At 43.7% G+C, this 17,750-nt stretch carries 23 protein-coding genes and 1 pseudogene; 23 read left to right on the forward strand and 1 reads right to left on the reverse strand.

All coding sequences use genetic code 11. The features are described 5' to 3' along the window. The first annotated feature begins 72 nt into the window (after positions 1-72). The 10 genes from FGQ49_RS03505 (at position 73) to FGQ49_RS03550 (ending at position 5,949) form a co-directional block, all read left to right on the forward strand. The gene (locus FGQ49_RS03505) at positions 73-729 is read left to right on the forward strand and encodes a GPP34 family phosphoprotein (RefSeq protein ID WP_075877389.1); all 657 of its coding nucleotides are present in this window, start codon (positions 73-75) and stop codon (positions 727-729) included. Positions 730-742: 13 nt separating this feature from the next. Then, positions 743-1,003 carry a helix-turn-helix domain-containing protein gene (locus tag FGQ49_RS03510; RefSeq protein ID WP_171020574.1) on the forward strand — a complete coding sequence of 87 codons (261 nt, stop codon included), beginning with the start codon at positions 743-745 and terminating at the stop codon, positions 1,001-1,003. Positions 1,004-1,068: 65 nt separating this feature from the next. Beyond that, positions 1,069-2,451, forward strand: coding sequence for an FtsK/SpoIIIE domain-containing protein (locus FGQ49_RS03515; RefSeq protein WP_075877388.1), 1,383 nt, complete (start codon positions 1,069-1,071; stop codon positions 2,449-2,451). A gap of 2 nt (positions 2,452-2,453) precedes the next feature. Further along, positions 2,454-2,861: a hypothetical protein gene (locus FGQ49_RS03520; RefSeq protein WP_202613454.1), complete on the forward strand. Its 408-nt coding sequence runs from the start codon at positions 2,454-2,456 to the stop codon at positions 2,859-2,861. 240 nt (positions 2,862-3,101) lie between these two features. Beyond that, positions 3,102-4,292 (forward strand): MobT family relaxase, encoded by a 1,191-nt coding sequence (gene mobT, locus FGQ49_RS03525; protein WP_138268548.1) that lies wholly within the window; start codon positions 3,102-3,104, stop codon positions 4,290-4,292. Positions 4,293-4,307: 15 nt separating this feature from the next. Further along, positions 4,308-4,448, forward strand: a complete 141-nt coding sequence (locus FGQ49_RS03530) for a DUF3789 domain-containing protein (protein ID WP_010817889.1) — start codon at positions 4,308-4,310, stop codon at positions 4,446-4,448. Then, the gene (locus tag FGQ49_RS03535) at positions 4,445-4,666 is read left to right on the forward strand and encodes a hypothetical protein (protein WP_010817890.1); all 222 of its coding nucleotides are present in this window, start codon (positions 4,445-4,447) and stop codon (positions 4,664-4,666) included. The genes FGQ49_RS03530 and FGQ49_RS03535 overlap by 4 nt, the downstream gene beginning before the upstream one ends. Positions 4,667-4,860: 194 nt before the next feature. After that, positions 4,861-5,271: an ester cyclase gene (locus tag FGQ49_RS03540; protein ID WP_010817891.1), complete on the forward strand. Its 411-nt coding sequence runs from the start codon at positions 4,861-4,863 to the stop codon at positions 5,269-5,271. A 16-nt stretch (positions 5,272-5,287) separates the two neighbouring features. Continuing rightward, positions 5,288-5,734 (forward strand): GNAT family N-acetyltransferase, encoded by a 447-nt coding sequence (locus FGQ49_RS03545; RefSeq protein ID WP_010817892.1) that lies wholly within the window; start codon positions 5,288-5,290, stop codon positions 5,732-5,734. 26 nt (positions 5,735-5,760) lie between these two features. Then, on the forward strand, positions 5,761-5,949 hold the full coding sequence (locus tag FGQ49_RS03550; RefSeq protein ID WP_010817893.1) for a hypothetical protein: 189 nt from the start codon (positions 5,761-5,763) through the stop codon (positions 5,947-5,949). A gap of 80 nt (positions 5,950-6,029) precedes the next feature. On the opposite strand, the gene FGQ49_RS03555 is transcribed toward FGQ49_RS03550, so the two are convergent. Continuing rightward, positions 6,030-6,389 (reverse strand): helix-turn-helix domain-containing protein, encoded by a 360-nt coding sequence (locus FGQ49_RS03555; protein ID WP_425330774.1) that lies wholly within the window; start codon positions 6,387-6,389, stop codon positions 6,030-6,032. A 159-nt stretch (positions 6,390-6,548) separates the two neighbouring features. On the opposite strand from FGQ49_RS03555, the gene FGQ49_RS10725 reads away from it, so the two are divergent. The 13 genes and pseudogenes from FGQ49_RS10725 (at position 6,549) to FGQ49_RS03620 (ending at position 17,750) form a co-directional block, all read left to right on the forward strand. Beyond that, entirely contained in the window at positions 6,549-6,746 is a 198-nt protein-coding gene (locus tag FGQ49_RS10725) for a helix-turn-helix domain-containing protein (RefSeq protein ID WP_009246557.1), read from the forward strand. Further along, positions 6,736-7,350 carry a bacitracin resistance transcriptional activator BcrR gene (gene bcrR, locus FGQ49_RS03565; RefSeq protein WP_009269230.1) on the forward strand — a complete coding sequence of 205 codons (615 nt, stop codon included), beginning with the start codon at positions 6,736-6,738 and terminating at the stop codon, positions 7,348-7,350. The genes FGQ49_RS10725 and bcrR overlap by 11 nt, the downstream gene beginning before the upstream one ends. Before the next feature lie 180 nt (positions 7,351-7,530). Further along, entirely contained in the window at positions 7,531-8,448 is a 918-nt protein-coding gene (gene bcrA / locus FGQ49_RS03570) for a bacitracin ABC transporter ATP-binding protein BcrA (RefSeq protein WP_002576324.1), read from the forward strand. Continuing rightward, positions 8,441-9,190, forward strand: coding sequence for an ABC transporter permease (locus FGQ49_RS03575; RefSeq protein WP_002576323.1), 750 nt, complete (start codon positions 8,441-8,443; stop codon positions 9,188-9,190). The genes bcrA and FGQ49_RS03575 overlap by 8 nt, the downstream gene beginning before the upstream one ends. Beyond that, on the forward strand, positions 9,190-10,017 hold the full coding sequence (gene bcrD, locus FGQ49_RS03580) for a bacitracin resistance undecaprenyl-diphosphatase BcrD (protein WP_010817894.1): 828 nt from the start codon (positions 9,190-9,192) through the stop codon (positions 10,015-10,017). Before FGQ49_RS03575 ends, bcrD begins: the two co-directional genes overlap by 1 nt. Beyond that, positions 10,010-10,327, forward strand: a pseudogene (locus FGQ49_RS03585) (DUF3788 domain-containing protein); the annotation flags it as partial. The gene bcrD and the pseudogene FGQ49_RS03585, both read left to right, overlap by 8 nt. Before the next feature lie 123 nt (positions 10,328-10,450). Beyond that, the gene (locus tag FGQ49_RS03590) at positions 10,451-10,687 is read left to right on the forward strand and encodes a hypothetical protein (protein ID WP_010817896.1); all 237 of its coding nucleotides are present in this window, start codon (positions 10,451-10,453) and stop codon (positions 10,685-10,687) included. Next, on the forward strand, positions 10,662-11,159 hold the full coding sequence (locus FGQ49_RS03595; protein WP_010817897.1) for an antirestriction protein ArdA: 498 nt from the start codon (positions 10,662-10,664) through the stop codon (positions 11,157-11,159). Before FGQ49_RS03590 ends, FGQ49_RS03595 begins: the two co-directional genes overlap by 26 nt. Before the next feature lie 17 nt (positions 11,160-11,176). Continuing rightward, positions 11,177-11,680: an antirestriction protein ArdA gene (locus FGQ49_RS03600; RefSeq protein ID WP_138268527.1), complete on the forward strand. Its 504-nt coding sequence runs from the start codon at positions 11,177-11,179 to the stop codon at positions 11,678-11,680. Between the two features lie 107 nt (positions 11,681-11,787). Next, positions 11,788-12,177 carry a conjugal transfer protein gene (locus FGQ49_RS03605; RefSeq protein ID WP_087286019.1) on the forward strand — a complete coding sequence of 130 codons (390 nt, stop codon included), beginning with the start codon at positions 11,788-11,790 and terminating at the stop codon, positions 12,175-12,177. Continuing rightward, complete coding sequence (locus FGQ49_RS03610; RefSeq protein WP_138268528.1) at positions 12,164-14,611, forward strand: ATP-binding protein; 2,448 nt, start codon at positions 12,164-12,166, stop codon at positions 14,609-14,611. Before FGQ49_RS03605 ends, FGQ49_RS03610 begins: the two co-directional genes overlap by 14 nt. Then, entirely contained in the window at positions 14,611-16,746 is a 2,136-nt protein-coding gene (locus FGQ49_RS03615) for a CD3337/EF1877 family mobilome membrane protein (RefSeq protein ID WP_138268529.1), read from the forward strand. The genes FGQ49_RS03610 and FGQ49_RS03615 overlap by 1 nt, the downstream gene beginning before the upstream one ends. After that, entirely contained in the window at positions 16,743-17,750 is a 1,008-nt protein-coding gene (locus tag FGQ49_RS03620) for a lysozyme family protein (RefSeq protein WP_131023420.1), read from the forward strand. Before FGQ49_RS03615 ends, FGQ49_RS03620 begins: the two co-directional genes overlap by 4 nt.

The raw sequence follows: 17,750 nt of genomic DNA on the forward strand, positions 1-17,750 counted from the left end.
TTGACTAACCGCATACGATAGTGTAATATTAAATCGTAAGTAATAAGTAGTAACTAGAAAGGAGAACTCAAAATGAAAGATTTATCTATTACACAAGAGTATTTGATTTGTGCGGTAAATTCCAAAGGGAAAATTTCTGGATTTGGTTCAGAGAAGTTGATTTGCCTTATAGCGTCTGGTTTATTAGAATTGCAATTAGAGGACTGTATTAAAATTGATAAAAAGAGAGTCACTGTGACGAATAATCTTCCAGACGAAAAGCTTTATTTAAAACCTCTATATGATTTTGTAAATCAGCAAAAACCTGTAAAACTGGAAAAAATATTAGAAGCATATAACTATTCATTTAAGGATAGAGGCTATGAACTTGTTAATACCATTGGTGCTTCTTTAAAAGATTTAGGTTTGGTTGAAGTTACCCGTACAGGCATATTCGGAAATAAAAATGCCTATATTCCAAATGCAAATGCTGTTCATTATGTTGTTGATATGATAAGGGCAGAATTTTTAGAAGATGTTGAAGTTACGGAAGATATTGCTTCGCTGATTATCCTCTTAGATAAGAGCAAGGTGTTAAAAACCTATTTTTCTGAATATGAACAAAAAGAGATTAAGAAGAAATTAAAAGAAATAACAAATTCTGATACAGGAAAATCAATTAAAGATATGGTGAATAATGTGGAATACATGATTACAATGATGAATGTTTTAATCGTAGCTTATAGCTAATGGAGAAGTTCATATGTCTAGGCAAAGAAGTATGGAGGTAATAAAAAATTCAGAGTATGTAACTATCGGTGAATTAGTAAGGCTCACAGATGTAAGATACAGTACATTAAAGTTCTATACGGAAGAAGGTATGCTCCCTTTTGAGCAAGCGGAAGAAAATCTGACAAGACGTTATAAACGTGTGGAAAGTATGGAACGAATTTTCTACATCAAAGAATTGCGTGAGCAAAAGAAAACTATTCCAGAAATTAAAGCCATATTAAAAATCGATTAAAGTAATTACAAAAGCGGTTAGTCTTTACGATTGACCGCTTTTTCCATATCCAGAAAGGGGTGTTTATGAATATTTTAAAATACAAGGGAAAGCGTATCAGAGCCAGCGACAAGAACCTTGTGTACCGCTTCTGCGTAGGTACGCTCCTATTTCTGTTCGTGGCGGTTCTCCTGCTACTGAACATGGGACAGCTCATGCGTACCGATTGGGAGCATTTCAGCCTGCTTGATAATGACGTGACGCTTTCCACATACAACTTCATAACCATAGGGATAGCGACTTTTGCCTGTGCATTGGTCGCTTTTCTTTATTACCGCTTCTTCCATGACCGCTTCAAGAAGCTATTACACCGTCAAAAGCTGGCACGCATGATATTGGACAATAAGTGGTATGAAGCACAGACCGTACAGGACAGCGGTTTTTTCACTGACCTGCAGAGCAGATCAAGGGAAAAAATCGTCTGGTTTCCTAAAATCTATTATCAAATGGAAACGGGCTTGCTCCATATCCGCTGTGAAATCTCTTTAGGGAAGTATCAAGACCAGCTCCTTAGACTGGAAGATAAGCTGGAAAGCGGGCTGTACTGTGAGCTGACCGACAAGACGCTCCATGACGGCTATATCGAGTACACCCTGCTCTATGACATGATAGCAAACCGTATCACGATTGACGAGGTAAAAGCTGAAAACGGGGGCTTGCGTCTGATGAAGAACCTCACATGGGAATACGACATACTCCCTCACGCCCTTATCTGTGGCGGGACTGGCGGTGGAAAGACCTATTTCCTGCTGACAATCATTGAAGCCCTCTTGCAGACCAACGCCCAGCTTTTCATCTTAGACCCTAAGAACGCTGACCTTGCGGACTTGGGTACGGTCATGGACAACGTGTACCACACCAAAGAAGATATGATTGAATGTGTCAATGCGTTCTATGAGGGCATGGTGGCAAGGAGCGAAGAAATGAAACACCACCCAGCCTACAAGACGGGCGAGAACTATGCCTATCTGGGCTTACCGCCCTGCTTCCTTATCTTTGACGAGTATGTGGCGTTCTTGGAAATGCTGGGGACAAAGGAAAGCATGAGCCTTTTAAGCCAGCTAAAGAAAATCGTCATGCTTGGCAGACAGGCGGGCTATTTTCTTATTGTCGCCTGCCAGCGTCCCGACGCAAAGTATTTCAGCGACGGTATCAGAGATAACTTCAACTTCCGTGTGGGTTTGGGACGTATCAGCGAGCTAGGCTACGGTATGCTTTTTGGAAGCGACGTAAAGAAACAGTTCTTCCAGAAGCGTATCAAAGGACGTGGTTATTGTGACGTAGGTACGAGCGTCATATCGGAATTTTACACTCCCCTTGTACCAAAGGGGCATGATTTTTTACAGACTATCGGCTCTCTTGCACTGGCAAGGCAAGCCGTACCAGAGAAACAAAAGGAGATTGAATGATTATGGGATATTTGGAAATCCATTATGAACCAGAATGTACCGACAGTGTACTTACCTGTATCGGATTGGGATATGGAAAATTCCTGTCCGATTTAGCTTTTACGGCAGACAGTGATTATAAACAGGACGACGACTATCCAGAAACACTTTTCCATGAGAGAATGTCGGATTTATTGGAAGATTTGGCGGAGGATTATCTGGAAATGCCGTTGCTGTTTTCCGTGGAGCTTCCCGCACACATGGCGAACCTGCTGGGCTGTCTTTTCCGCTATACGTTTCTTGTCATGGACAGGGAGCATTTCAGACAGGTATGCCGTGAATACGAGATTGACAAGGATATAGCCAGAAAATGCCTTTCAAGAGATACCGATTGTATCGTAGTTTATACGGGCATGACAAGGATAGGCTGAACCACTGACGGCTGGAACGGTCAGCGAAGCGACCCAGACCGTGCAAGCCGTCCTGTGGAGCAGGGCTTGCCCTGCTCCACGAAAGAAGCCCCTCGGTATCTAACAGAGGGGCACAATTCCGCTGGAAACTACGGTCAAAAAGTCTGGAAATCCCGCTAGGCATAAGGGTTTTCCCTTACTCATGGCTGACTGTGACAATCGGCGGAAAATATCACACTTTCACGATTGGGGGTATGCAGGCTGAATGAAAGCACCTTTATAACCGCCTTGAAAGAGAAACGCCTATCTTACGGCGTGTCCCAGACAAGGCTTGCTATCATGGCTGGTATCAGCCGTGAACACTTGAACCGTATCGAAACGGGAAAGGTCAACCTCACGGACGATATGCAGGACAAGCTCATGGAAGCGGTCGAGAAATTCAATCCCGACGCTCCCATGTTCCTGCTGTTCGACTATGTGCGTATCCGTTTCCCCACGCTGGATATACAGCACGTTATCAGAGATATATTGAAGCTCAATGTTGACTATATGCTCCATGAGGACTACGGACACTACAAGTACACAGAACATTACTATCTGGGTGATGTGTTCGTCTACACCTCGCAGGACGAGGAAAAGGGCACACTTTTGGAGCTGAAAGGAAAAGGCTGTCGCCAGTTTGAAAGCTACCTGCTGGCACAGGGGCGTAGCTGGTATGACTTCCTCATGGACGCACTCATTGAGGGCGGTGTGATGAAACGCCTTGACCTTGCGATTAACGACAGGGCGGGCATACTGGATATTCCAGATCTGACCGCCAAATGCAATCGTGAGGAATGTGTTTCCCTGTTCCGTTCTTTCAAGTCCTATGCTTCCGGCGAGCTGGTGAAGCACAACGAGCAGGACAAGGCGGGCATGGGACACACGCTGTATATCGGCTCACTGAAAAGCGAGGTGTACTTCTGCTGTTATGAGAAGAACTACGAGCAGTACGCAAAGCTGGGAATACCGATTGAGGAAGCACCCATAAAGAACCGCTTCGAGATACGATTGAAAGATGAAAGAGCCTATTATGCCGTTCGTGAACTGCTGACCCATTATGACGCAGAACAGACGGCATTTTCTATCATCAATCACTATATCCGCTTCGTGGACAGAGAGCCGGAGAAGCGAAAGACAGACTGGAAGCTCAATGACCGCTGGGCGTGGTTTATCGGGAAAGACCGCCCGCCTATCAAACTGACGACAGACCCAGAGCCTTATACGCTGGAAAGGACGCTGGGCTGGATAAGCCGGCAGGTCGCCCCTACACTGAAAATGCTGAAAAAGATAGACGCTGGCAACAGCACAAGCTATCTGAAAGAGATTGAGGACAACGCAAAGCTGACGGAAAAGCATTTGCAGATAATCAGACAGCAGACAGCGGACACAGAGGAACTTGTCACAGAGTAAAGGAGAATTTTGACTATGGCAGAACTTGTCAAGGACTTGGTGCTGGTATCACTGGGAATGGGTATCGGCGTTGTCCTTATGTGTATCGCACAGGTCAGCAAAATGGCTGACGAAGAAATGGAAGAAATTAAAAAAGAAAGGATTGATAAAGAATGAATTTCGGACAGAACTTATACAACTGGTTTTTAAGCAACGCCCAGAGCTTGGTGCTTATGGCAATCGTGGTAATCGGTATCTACTTAGGATTTAAGAGAGAGTTTTCAAAACTTATCGGCTTCCTTGTGATTGCCTTAATCGCCGTCGGGCTGGTATTCAATGCCGGCGGTGTCAAAGACGTGCTGTTAGAGCTGTTCAACCGTATCATTGGAGCGTAACAATCAGCAGTTTGCGGACACGCAAACTTACCTGTCCCCCCTATGGGAGTTCGGGCATAGGGGGGGAATGAAAGGGGGTGACGGAATGGTACACAGATAAAAAATAGTCATGCTATGAATTTCATTGAATGGCTGATTTTCAACTGATATAATGTAAGTATGGAAATCATAAATTAAATTTGCGAGGGTAGAAAATGAATGACAAAATGATTGTAAAGAACTTCTATGAGAGGATTGTTTCAGAAAATAGACTTGAAGAATTATCTAAATATGTATCAGAAAACTGTGCTCTGACTCTCGGAGACAAAACTGTACCTTTGGGGTTGGACGGCATGAAGCAACATCTAATATCCGTAAAAAAGACTTATCCAGACTATACAATGAAAATAGTACGTCAATTCAATGATAAGGAATATGTGATTTCTGAATTTATAATGGCAGGTACACATGAGGGTGAATGGATAGGTATTAAACCCACTCATAAGAAATTATCATTTACAGGTGTCAATATAGACAGAGTTGTAAATGGAAAAATCATTGAACATGGTGGTTCTGTAAATACTTTTGAAACTCTCTTAGAAGCAAATTTAATTAAGCCAGTATAAGAAGTGAGGTGACTGTATGGAAATTCGACAATTAGAACCCTTTGAGATTGACGAAGCTATCACTTTGATATGGGAAGTATTTTTACAATTTGAAGCTCCCGACTATTCAGATGAGGGTATTCAATCATTTAAGGATTTTATTGAGAATGATGAAATCCTAAAGACGCTTGAATTTTTTGGAGCTTATGAGCAGGACGAATTGAAAGGTGTAATTGCTACAAGCGAAAATCGAAAGCACATCTGCTGTTTCTTTGTAAAAGCAAAATATCATAGGCAAGGAATTGGAAGAACTCTTTGGGAATATGTTTTAAACCACAGTGAAAGAAATGTATTCACCGTTAATTCTTCTCCATATGCTGTACCCGTTTATCGTAAACTGGGGTTTGTTGAAACAGATACGGAACAGTTAGCGGATGGAATGAGATACACGCCTATGAAGTTTGTAAATGCTTGTATGCAATAAATCAAAGTGTTTGGAGGGAAAAAATTATGCTTGATAAAATACCGAGTGCAGAGGAAATGATGACTTTGGTTGGGCAATCATTGTATGATGTATGGAATAAGTTATGTACTTTAATTGACGAACAACTTACTCATAACCGCAGGAGTTTAACCGAAACAGAAATCTTAGATATTCAAAACCGATGTGAACAGCTTTATGATTTGTGTGGAGAATAAAAAAATAACCTAAAAAGTGCGATAGCCTGTGTAGGTGTCGCACTTTTTTCAGTTGGCTTGGCTTACGAAAACAGCGTTAATTATTCCGCAGTTTCTCTTGCCTTTTTCAAGCCTTGAGCCGTAGCTTCCATCACGATAAGCTCCTTTTCTTCCATATCATTCAACAGTACATCAACTTGTTTGCGGCGATTGTTGTCGCCATCTTCATTGCATGGAAAAAAGAACTGGTCTACAGAGATGTCAAGCAAGGTAGTAATGAGATAAAATTTGTTAAGCCTTGGGTGCTGCCCCCTGTTCTCTATATACATAATAGAGCGTGGCGTAAGGTCTACCAGTTGGGCAAGATATTCCTGTGTCCACCCTTTTGCTTCCCGAGCTTTTTTTATCGCTATACCTAACGGCTTAAAATCAAGTTTTCTTTCATCTTGGTACATTTTAATATCATCCTATATCATTGTACATTTCGGGTGATGATATTTGAACGAAGTATGATTTTATGTTTAGTAGTGTATAATTTCGTATTAGTGGAGAGAAACTTGCTATTATTCGTCATTCCGTATATAATAATTATATACTCTTTGCGAAAGGAAGTTGATATTATGAATTACATTTCTGTGAAAGCCGCTTCTGAAAAATGGGGCATATCGGAAAGACGGATACAAAAATTATGTGAGGAAAATCGCATTGACGGAACTGAAAAATTTGGTCGTGCATGGATGATACCAAAAGATGCAGAAAAACCCGTTGATGGACGTATGAAAACAAGGAACAAACAGGAGGAGAATCATGGAATTTAATGAAAAGCTACAACAGCTTAGGACTGGAAAGAACTTAACGCAGGAACAACTTGCGGAGCAATTATATGTATCAAGAACAGCCATTTCAAAATGGGAAAGCGGCAAGGGTTACCCTAACATTGAGTCGCTCAAGTGTATTTCTAAATTCTTTTCTGTGACCATAGATGAACTGCTATCGGGCGAAGAACTGATTACACTTGCCGAAACTGAAAATCGTTCCAACTTGAAAAAAATTTACAGTTTCATTTATGGAATATTAGATATGATGGCGGTTACTTTTATACTTTTGCCGTTGTATGGTAACCTTGTTGACGGATATATTTATTCTGTCAATCTACTTTCATTTACAGACACTACCCCAATATATCTTGCAATCTATTGGATTGTTTTTATTGTTTTGATTGCACTTGGGATAGCGAAACTGATGTGTGTTTGTTTTGAAAAGGAATCATGGAGCAACATAATCACAAAATGCTCTCTCGTGCTGAGTACGCTTGTTATCTGCTTCTTCGCTGCGGCAAGACAACCCTATGTAACCGCCCTTATGTTTCTGCTATTTGTTGCTAAAATATTTGTCTGGATAAAGCAAACCCAAACAAAGTAAAATGCCATAAACCCTTTAAAATAGGCTCTGACACGATAAGTGTCGGAGCTTTTTTCGTGCTGACATCTATTGTGTCGGCATTGTGACGGTAGATTTCTTGGCTTCTATGCAATACTCGTGGATAATAAGATTGTGGTCAGCGAAAACAAGAACAGCAACCCACGGAAAGGAGAATCAAATATGGATTATATCATTGAAACAGAAAATCTTACGAAGCGATACGGAACAGCCACCGTTGTCGATAAGGTAAATCTTCATGTGCCAAAGGGCAAAATTTATGGTTTGCTCGGCAGAAACGGAGCAGGCAAAACCACAGCAATGAAAATGATGTTGCAGCTTGCTTTCCCAACGGAGGGAACGGTACGCTTGTTTGGCACAAACTATAAGGAAAATATCCATACCCTTTATAGCAAAGTAGGCTCTATTATCGAAACACCGGGATTTTACAGTAATTTAACAGGGTATGAGAATTTGCAAATTCTCGCTAAACTGCGAGGGGGAGTATCTAAAAGTGGAGTAGAAAAAGCTCTTGAAGTTGTGGGGCTGCATAAGGAGAAAAGAAAAGTCTTTTCCGATTATTCCCTCGGAATGAAGCAACGGCTTGGTATTGCCGCCGCCATTATGCACGAGCCGGAGCTTTTAATACTTGACGAACCGATTAACGGACTTGACCCCATTGGAATAGTTGAAATACGCTCATTTTTATCTGAACTTAGTCACAATCATGGCATTACCATTTTTATCTCAAGCCATGTTTTAAGCGAGATTGAACAGATAGCAGATATTATCGGCGTTATGCACGAGGGGCATTTAGTAGAGGAAGTGAATATATCCGAGCTTCACAAAAGGAATCGAAAATACATTCAATTTGATTTATCTGACAGTGAGATAGCCGGAAAGATTTTAGAAAACCACTACCACATGACGGATTTTACAGTGCAGGACGGTACGGTGAGAATTTATGACTTTAGCCAAAGTGTTGGAGAAATCAATCGAGAATTTGCACGAAATGGACTGCTCGTGACAAGGATAAATGATAGTGAGGAAAACTTAGAGGACTACTTTTCTAAACTGATTGGAGGTGGCGGTATTGCTTAATCTTATTTCTTGTGAATTATTAAAACTAAAGCGTTCAAAAATGGTGCTAATTAGTGTGGCAGGGGTATTATCTACCCCACTTTTGATGTTAATAGAAGCCTTGCAAACACATTTTGATAAGCCGGAGATTATCTTTACCTTGTCTGACATATACAGCGACAGTGTACTGTATATCATGCTGCTGGTAAACATTATGATATATGTGGCAATTGCAGCTTACTTGTTTAGCAGAGAGTACACAGAAAGCACCCTCAAAACCATATTGCCCATACCCATTTCAAGGACAAAACTATTAATTGGAAAATTTTGCACCCTGCTTCTTTGGATTGTTATGCTAACCCTTGTAACATGGGCAGGTATATTTATCGTTTGTGGGCTATATGACGCTGTCTTTACATTGGAGGGATATAGCTTACTAGTGGCAATAGTATGGCTCCCCAAGTTTTTGTTTGGCAGTATCCTGATGTTTTTAACAGTTTCTCCTTTTGTGTTTGTTGCTATGAAAACAAAAGGATTTGTCGCCCCGATGATTGGCTCTGCCGTGATTGTCATGGGAAGTGCCGCACTTTCAAATCAAGAATGGGGAGCGTTGTATCCGTGGACAGCCACCTATTTCTTGGTGCAGGGTAAACTTCAGAGTACCGGCTATCCTACACTGCTGTCTGTATCTATTATTATTCTTGTATCAGCAGTTGGTTTTCTTATGACCTTTCATCATTTTAAAAAGGAGGATTTGAAATAATGGTACTTGATTTTATAGAAATTTTAAAAGTTATTTTTCTTGGAATTGTTGAGGGTATTACTGAGTGGCTACCTATCAGCAGCACAGGACATATGATTCTTGTGGACGAATTTATCACACTTAATATGAGCGAAGCATTTAAAGAAATGTTTTTTGTTGTTATTCAACTTGGAGCTATACTCGCAGTGGTTGTAATGTTTTGGAACAAGATGTTTCCCTTTCAATTTAAGAACAAAGCACAGTCAATTGTTAAAAAGGATACTTTCTCGTTGTGGTTCAAGGTTGCGGTAGCTTGTGTACCGTCAGCTATTATGGGGATTCTATTTGATGATTATTTGGATGCTTACCTCCAAACCCCCATTGTGATTTCAATCATGTTAATCTTTTATGGTTTGTTATTCATTCTCATAGAAAATTGGAATAAAAAGCGTACTCCTACTACTATGGCACTTTCTGACATCAGCTATAAAACAGCAATCTTGATAGGGGCATTTCAAGTGTTATCACTTATACCCGGCACATCACGGTCGGGAGCAACGATTATAGGTGCTTTACTCATAGGAGTTTCACGAGTGGCAGCAGCAGAGTTTACTTTTTTCCTCGCAGTACCTACTATGCTTGGAGCAAGTGCTTTTAAGCTGTTAAAATTCGGGTTTGAATTTACAAGTGCAGAACTGCTCGCTCTTGTTCTCGGTATGGCTGTGGCATTTGCGGTATCTGTCTTAGTAATTAAATTCCTAATGAACTTTATCAAAAAACATGATTTTAAGGTGTTTGGTTGGTATCGAATTGTGCTTGGTATACTTGTTGTACTTATAAAAATATGAAATGGAACGTCTATGGAATAAAGGTGGAAAGGCATGGACTTATGAGTATAAATATCGCCGAGGTGGTAAGACACTCTGTGCGTTATATGCCAGAGAAAATTGTATAGGATTTATGATTATCTTTGGAAAAGACGAAAGAGCAAAATTTGAAGCAGAACGCAATGATTATTCTCAACAAGTCCAAAAAATCTATGATGAAGCTAAAACCTATCGAGATGGTAAATGGGTAATGTTTGAACCCACCGATACATCAATGTTTCAAGATTTTATTAAATTACTAGGAATTAAGAGAAAGCCAAATAAAAAGTAATAATTATCACGTTGGCGTATACGAAATCCTAATTTTACAATTTCATATCCCACACACAAAGCGGTTACTCCATTGGAGATCAACCGCTTTTTCTATACTCAAATTTAAGATTGGAGTGATTGATTGAAAGATATTTTTACCGATATGCAGGCAAAAATCGGGTGTCCGTATCTCTCCGACCTGCCCTATTACAAGCGTACGGTCTGGTTTGAGATGAAACGCCTTTGCCTGTCTGACTACCCTAAGAAACAGTTAGAAGATTTTTCACGCTATGTATTCGGTGTGCCTTACGCCGTCATACAGGAAGCGTTGACAAGAGAGGACGTGATGAAACATGGAAGAAATGCGTGTGCAGATTGAAGCACGAGAACCGACAGACGACGAGATACGAGCCTTTTGGTTCACCCTGCCTATCGACACGGAACAGGTGGAAGAACTGCTGGGGATTGATGTAGATACAGACTATTACTATATCACGGGCAAGGAGCTTCCCTTTGCTGATGAAGTGCAGGAAGATACCACCGTCGAAAAGCTCAATGACCTGTACCATACCTACGAAAATCTACCCTCTGATTTGAAAGAGGACTATACGGAGCTGATGTGCTATTTCACTGACCTTGACGAACTGCACCGATACAGAAACGACATTATTCATTATTCTTGGTGCAAGAACATGACGGACGTTGCCCGCCACATTCTGAACAATGACCCAGACTTTACTTCCCTAAGTGAGAACGTCACCCGCTATTTCGATTTTGAAGCCTACGGGCAGTACCTTGACGACAACGGACGCTTTGTGGAAACCGACCACGGTATCTATGAACTTCCGTAGAAAAGAGGTGTGTGCCTATGGTTGACGACATTAGGGTGTATATCGCTAATCTTGGCAAGTACAACGAGGGCGAACTTGTCGGGGATTGGTTCTCTTTCCCTATCGACGAGGAAGATGTTGCGGAGCGTATCGGGCTGAACAGCTATTATGAGGAATACGCTGTCCATGATACCGACAACTTCCCTATTGAAATCGGGGAGTATATCTCCATTCAAGAACTCAATGAGATGTACGAGATGATTTGTGAGCTTCCCGACTATATCACAGACGCTCTGGACGAGTTTGTTTCCCACTATGGAAGTCTGGAAGAAGTCTACGAACATAAGGACGAGATTTATTATTATCCAGACTGTGCGGACATGACCGACGTTGCCTATTACTTCATTGACGAGTTGCAGGTATTGGGACAGATACCGCTACCGTTGCAGAACTATATCGACTATGAAGCATACGGCAGGGACTTGTCCATAGAGGGGACATTCATTGAAACAAGCCGTGGGATATGCGAGATACCATATTAGAGCTGGCAGATTAGCGACAGATTAGGTCGCTACTGTCAGCTTTTTCTATCAAGGACAGTCTGAAAATGGCTGTCCTTTTCCATTACAATGAAAGGAGCTGAAACGAATTGAAGAAGATTAAGAGCTACACGGGTATCTGGAACGTGGAGAAAGTCTTGTATGCAATCAATGACTTCACTCTCCCGTTTCCCGTTACCTTTACCCAGATAACGTGGTTTGTTATCACGGAGTTTGCCGTCATTCTCTTAGGGGACTTACCGCCGTTATCGTTTATCGAGGGGGCATTTTTAAAATACTTCGGTATTCCCGTTGCCCTCACATGGTTTATGAGTCAAAAGACCTTTGACGGCAAGAAGCCTTACAGCTTCTTGAAATCGCAGATTACATTTGCCTTGCGACCTAAGACTACTTATGCAGGAAAAGCCGTGAAGCTGGAAAAGGAAGTGTTCAGCGAACCTGTCACGGCGGTTAGGAGTGTGATGTATGTTCCCGATTAAGTATATCGACAACAACCTTGTCTGGAACAAGGACAATGAGGTATTCGCCTATTATGAGCTGATACCGTATAACTATTCTTTTCTGTCAGCGGAGCAGAAGTTTATCGTCCATGACAGCTTTCGTCAGCTTATCGCACAGTCCCGTGAGGGAAAGATACACGCCTTACAGATAGCGACGGAAAGCTCCGTAAGAAGCATACAGGAACAGTCAAAAAAACTGGTGACGGGACGACTTCGTGATGTGGCGATACAGAAGATAGATGAACAGACAGAAGCGTTAGTAAGCATGATTGGGGACAATCAAGTGGACTACCGCTTTTTTATCGGCTTCAAGCTCATTGTGACAGAGGAAAAAGTGAGCCTTGACAGCATGAAAAAATCGGCGTTTCTGACGTTCAAGGAATTTCTAAATGAGGTCAACCACACGCTGATGAACGACTTTATCTCCATGCCAGATGATGAAATCAACCGCTATATGAAAATGGAAAAACTGCTGGAAAATAAAATCTCCCGCCGTTTCAAGTTCCGACGCTTGGATAAGAACGACTTCGGGTATCTTATCGAGCATATCTACGGCAGGGACGGCGTGGCGTATGAGGACTACGAGTATTCGCTTCCAAAGAAGAAGCTGAAAAAGGCAACGCTCATCAAGCAGTATGACCTTATCCGTCCGACCCGCTGTCTGATAGAGGAAAGCCAGCGATACATAAGGCTGGAACATGAGGACAGCGAGAGCTTCGTGTCCTACTTTACCGTCAATGCCATTGTGGGCGAGCTGGATTTTCCGTCCAGTGAGATATTCTACTTCCAGCAACAGCAGTTCACGTTTCCTGTTGATACGAGCATGAATGTAGAAATCGTCGGGAACAGAAAAGCCTTATCGACTGTCCGCAACAAGAAAAAAGAGCTGAAAGATTTGGACAACCACGCCTATCAGTCTGGAAGCGAAACCAGCTCAAACGTGGTGGACGCATTAGACAGCGTGGACGAGCTGGAAACCGACCTCGACCAGAGCAAAGAAAGTATGTATAAACTTTCTTACGTTATCCGTGTGTCAGCTCCCGACCTTGACGAGCTGAAACGACGCTGTGATGAGGTCAAGGACTTCTACGACGATTTAAACGTCAAGCTGGTGCGTCCTGCTGGGGATATGCTGGGGCTTCACTCTGAATTTCTCCCCGCCAGCAAGCGTTACATCAATGACTATGTGCAGTATGTGAAATCCGACTTTCTGGCAGGGCTTGGCTTCGGGGCGACACAACAGCTTGGCGAAAATACAGGTATCTATATTGGCTATTCCGTGGACACGGGAAGAAACGTCTATTTACAGCCCTCTCTTGCCAGTCAAGGTGTGAAAGGTACGGTCACCAATGCTCTGGCTTCCGCTTTTGTCGGTTCGCTGGGCGGTGGGAAATCATTCTGCAACAATCTGATTGTCTATTATTCCGTCCTCTTTGGCGGACAGGCGGTCATTCTCGACCCTAAATCAGAGCGTGGCAACTGGAAAGAAACGCTTCCAGAGATAGCCCATGAAATCAATATCGTCAACCTTACCAGCGATAAGGAAAACGCAGGGCTTCTTGACCCGTTCGTGATTATGAAGAATGTAAAGGACGCTGAAAGTCTGGCAATAGACATTCTCACATTCCTTACGGGGATTTCCTCTAGGGACGGCGAGAAATTCCCTGTCCTTAGAAAAGCGGTGCGAGCCGTGACCCAGAGCGATCAGCGAGGACTTCTCCATGTGATAGACGAGCTACGCAGAGAGGACACGGCGATAGCCCGCAATATTGCCGACCATATCGACAGCTTTACGGACTATGACTTTGCACATCTGCTGTTCTCTGACGGTTCGGTTAAGAACGCTATCAGCTTGGACAACCAGCTCAATATCATACAGGTGGCAGACTTGGTACTTCCCGATAAGGACACGACCTTTGAGGAATACACCACCATTGAACTGCTGTCCGTAGCTATGCTGATTGTCATTTCCACCTTTGCCCTTGATTTTATCCACAGTGACAGAAGCATTTTTAAAATCGTGGATTTAGATGAAGCGTGGGCGTTCCTCAACGTGGCACAGGGCGAAACCCTCTCCAACAAGCTGGTGCGTGCGGGACGTGCTATGCAGGCTGGCGTGTACTTTGTTACACAATCCTCTGGCGACGTGTCAAAGGAGAGCCTAAAAAATAATATCGGTCTGAAATTCGCTTTCCGTTCTACGGACATCAACGAGATAAAGCAGACCCTTGAATTTTTCGGTATCGACAAGGACGACGAGAACAACCAGAAACGACTTCGTGACTTGGAGAACGGACAATGCCTGCTTCAAGATTTGTACGGGCGTGTGGGCGTGGTGCAGATACACCCTGTCTTTGAAGAATTATTGCACGCCTTTGATACCAGACCGCCCGTGAAAAGCGAGGTGGAGTGATGAAAGATAGGATAAAGGGGCTTCTGACAAAAAAGAAGCTCTTTCGTTTTTTCAAGATTGCTCTGATAGTCATTTTTACCTCTGTTGTGTTCCTCTCCCTGTTCGGGACGGTGGCTCATGCCACGGGGCTGGTTGATGATACCGTCAATGCGGACAACCTGTATTCACAGTACCCGCTGGAAAACTACCAGCTTGACTTCTATGTGGACAATAGCTGGGGCTGGCTTCCGTGGAACTGGCTGGACGGTATCGGAAAGTCCGTACAATACGGGCTTTACTGTATCACCAATTTTATCTGGACTATCAGCCTGTATCTTTCCAACGCCACAGGGTACGTCGTCCAGCAGGCATATAAGCTGGACTTCATCAACGACATGGCAGACAGTATCGGAAAGAGCATACAGACCCTAGCTGGCGTGACGGAAAACGGCTTCGGAAGTACGGGCTTTTATGTAGGCTTCCTGCTTCTCATTATCCTTATCGTGGGTATCTATGTTGCCTACACAGGACTTATCAAGCGAGAAACCAGCAAGGCATTACACGCCGTTATCAACTTTATTGTGGTGTTCGTGCTGTCCGCTTCCTTTATTGCCTACGCTCCCGACTATATCAAGAAAATCAATGACTTTTCTTCGGACATTTCCACGGCTTCGCTGGATTTGGGGACAAAAATCATGCTTCCCGACAGCGACAGTGCGGGAAAAGACAGCGTGGACTTGATAAGGGACAGCTTGTTTTCCATACAGGTACAACAGCCGTGGTTACTCCTGCAATTCGGCAACAGCGATATAGAAGAAATCGGGGCTGACCGTGTGGAAGCTCTGGTATCTGCTAGTCCGTCCGCAGACGACGGGGCGACCCGTGAGGACGTGGTGAAAACGGAAATCGAAGATAACGACAATGACAATCTGACGATACCGCAGGTCATCAACCGTCTGGGAATGGTGTTCTTCCTGCTTATCTTCAATCTGGGGATAACGATATTCGTTTTCCTGCTTACGGGCATGATGATATTCTCCCAGATACTTTTTATCATCTTCGCTATGTTCCTGCCTATCAGTTTTTTACTTTCTATGATACCCAGCTATGAGAACATGGCAAAACAGGCAATCGTGCGAGTGTTCAATACGATTATGACAAGGGCAGGCATTACCCTTATTGTCACGGTGGCTTTTTCTATTTCCAGTATGTTTTATAACATCTCCACCGATTACCCGTTCTTTATGATTGCGTTCTTACAGATAGTGTGCTTTGCGGGTATCTACATGAAGCTGGGCGACCTTATGAGTATGTTCAGCTTAAATGCTGGGGACAGCCAGAGCATGGGACGCAGGATATTCCGCCGTCCGTATCTGTTCATGCGACACAGGGCTAGACGTATGGAACACCGTATCGCAAGGGCGGTTGGAAAAGGAAGTATGGTAGGTGCTGGAACGGGAGCTATGGCGGGAGCGGTTCTTTCTTCTGCTGGAAACAAACAATCCCATGCCAGCACGACCCGCAAGCGTGACAATACTTCTTTCGGAAGCCGAGCGGGTTCAGCCGTGGGTGCGGTGCTTGATACGAAAAACAAGGTCAGGGACAAGGCAACGGCTGTTAAGGAGAATATCAAGGATATGCCGACCCAGACCGCCTATGCCCTGCACTCCGCTAAGGAAAAGGCAAAGGAAAATGTGTCCGATTTCAAGCGTGGCATTGTGCAGGGACAGGAAACCAGACAGAGCCAGCGTGCCGACAAACTCCAACAGCACAGACAGAATATCGCTGACAAGCGTATGGAGCTTCAAAAAGCACAGGAAGCAAAACAGGCTGGAAGAACGACGGACGGATCAGCGACAACAGGAGCTACCCGTCCCCATGACAGACCTGTGACTGCTTCTCCTGCTTCTAAGACCGACACAGGGAAAGTGCAGGAAATCAAGCGTCCTGTCACCACGGATAAGGTACATACCGAGCCGACAAAGGCACAGCCTGTCAAGGAGCGTCCGCTTGCTTCAAAATCTGCTGAACCTGTATTGCAGAAACACGGAACAAGGCTCAATGGTGTGGAGCTGAACCAGCAGACCACCAGAAAGGAGCGAAACATCAAGAAAGCGACCCTAAACATGACAGGAAAGAAAGGACGTAAGAAATGAAATTAAGACATATCGCCCTTATCGGCAGTCTGTTTCCCTTTCTTCTTGCGATAGTGCTGTTCTTTGGCGTGCTTATCAGTGCCGAGGACGACGACGGGGGCGGTGGTTCTTCCTCATGGGTAACGGGCATGAACCTGTCCGCAGAGGTGTTGAAACATCAGCCTATGGTGGAGAAATACGCAAAGGAATACGGCATTTCCGAGTATGTCCCCTATCTGCTGGCAATCATACAGGTGGAAAGTGGCGGGACAGCCGAGGACGTTATGCAGAGTTCCGAGAGCATGGGCTTACCGCCTAACTCTCTTGATACGGAAAGCTCAATCAAGCAGGGGTGCAAGTATTTTGCGTCCCTGCTTTCTTCAGCAGAAAATCAAGGCATAGAGGATATAAACGTGGTGATACAGTCCTACAACTATGGCGGTGGCTATATCGGCTATGTGGCTTCCAATGGAAAAAAGCACAGCTTCACGCTGGCAGAGAATTTCTCCCGTGATAAGTCTGGGGGAAAGAAAGTCACCTATACGAACCCTATCGCTGTCGCCCGCAATGGTGGCTGGCGATATGCCTACGGGAATATGTTCTATGTGGAGCTTGTCAGCCAGTATCTTACGGTCAGTCAAGTATCGGGCGAGCTGGCACAGAAGATAATGAATGAAGCTCTGAAATATCAAGGCTGGGACTATGTGTACGGTGGGAGCAATCCTAACACTTCTTTTGACTGTTCGGGGCTGGTTCAATGGTGCTATGGCAAGGCTGGTATCAGTCTGCCGAGAACGGCACAGGCACAGTATGACGCTACCCAGCATATCCCGCTTTCACAGGCACAGGCTGGGGATTTGGTGTTCTTCCACAGTACCTATGACGCAGGAAGCTATGTAACGCACGTCGGTATCTATGTGGGAAATAATCAGATGTATCATGCTGGCGACCCGATAGGCTACGCCGATTTGAACAATAGCTACTGGCAACAGCACCTTATCGGGGCTGGCAGAATTAAGCAATAA

Origin of the sequence: Anaerofustis stercorihominis (assembly GCF_005844425.1) — a bacterium.
GTDB classification, from domain to species: domain Bacteria; phylum Bacillota; class Clostridia; order Eubacteriales; family Anaerofustaceae; genus Anaerofustis; species Anaerofustis butyriciformans.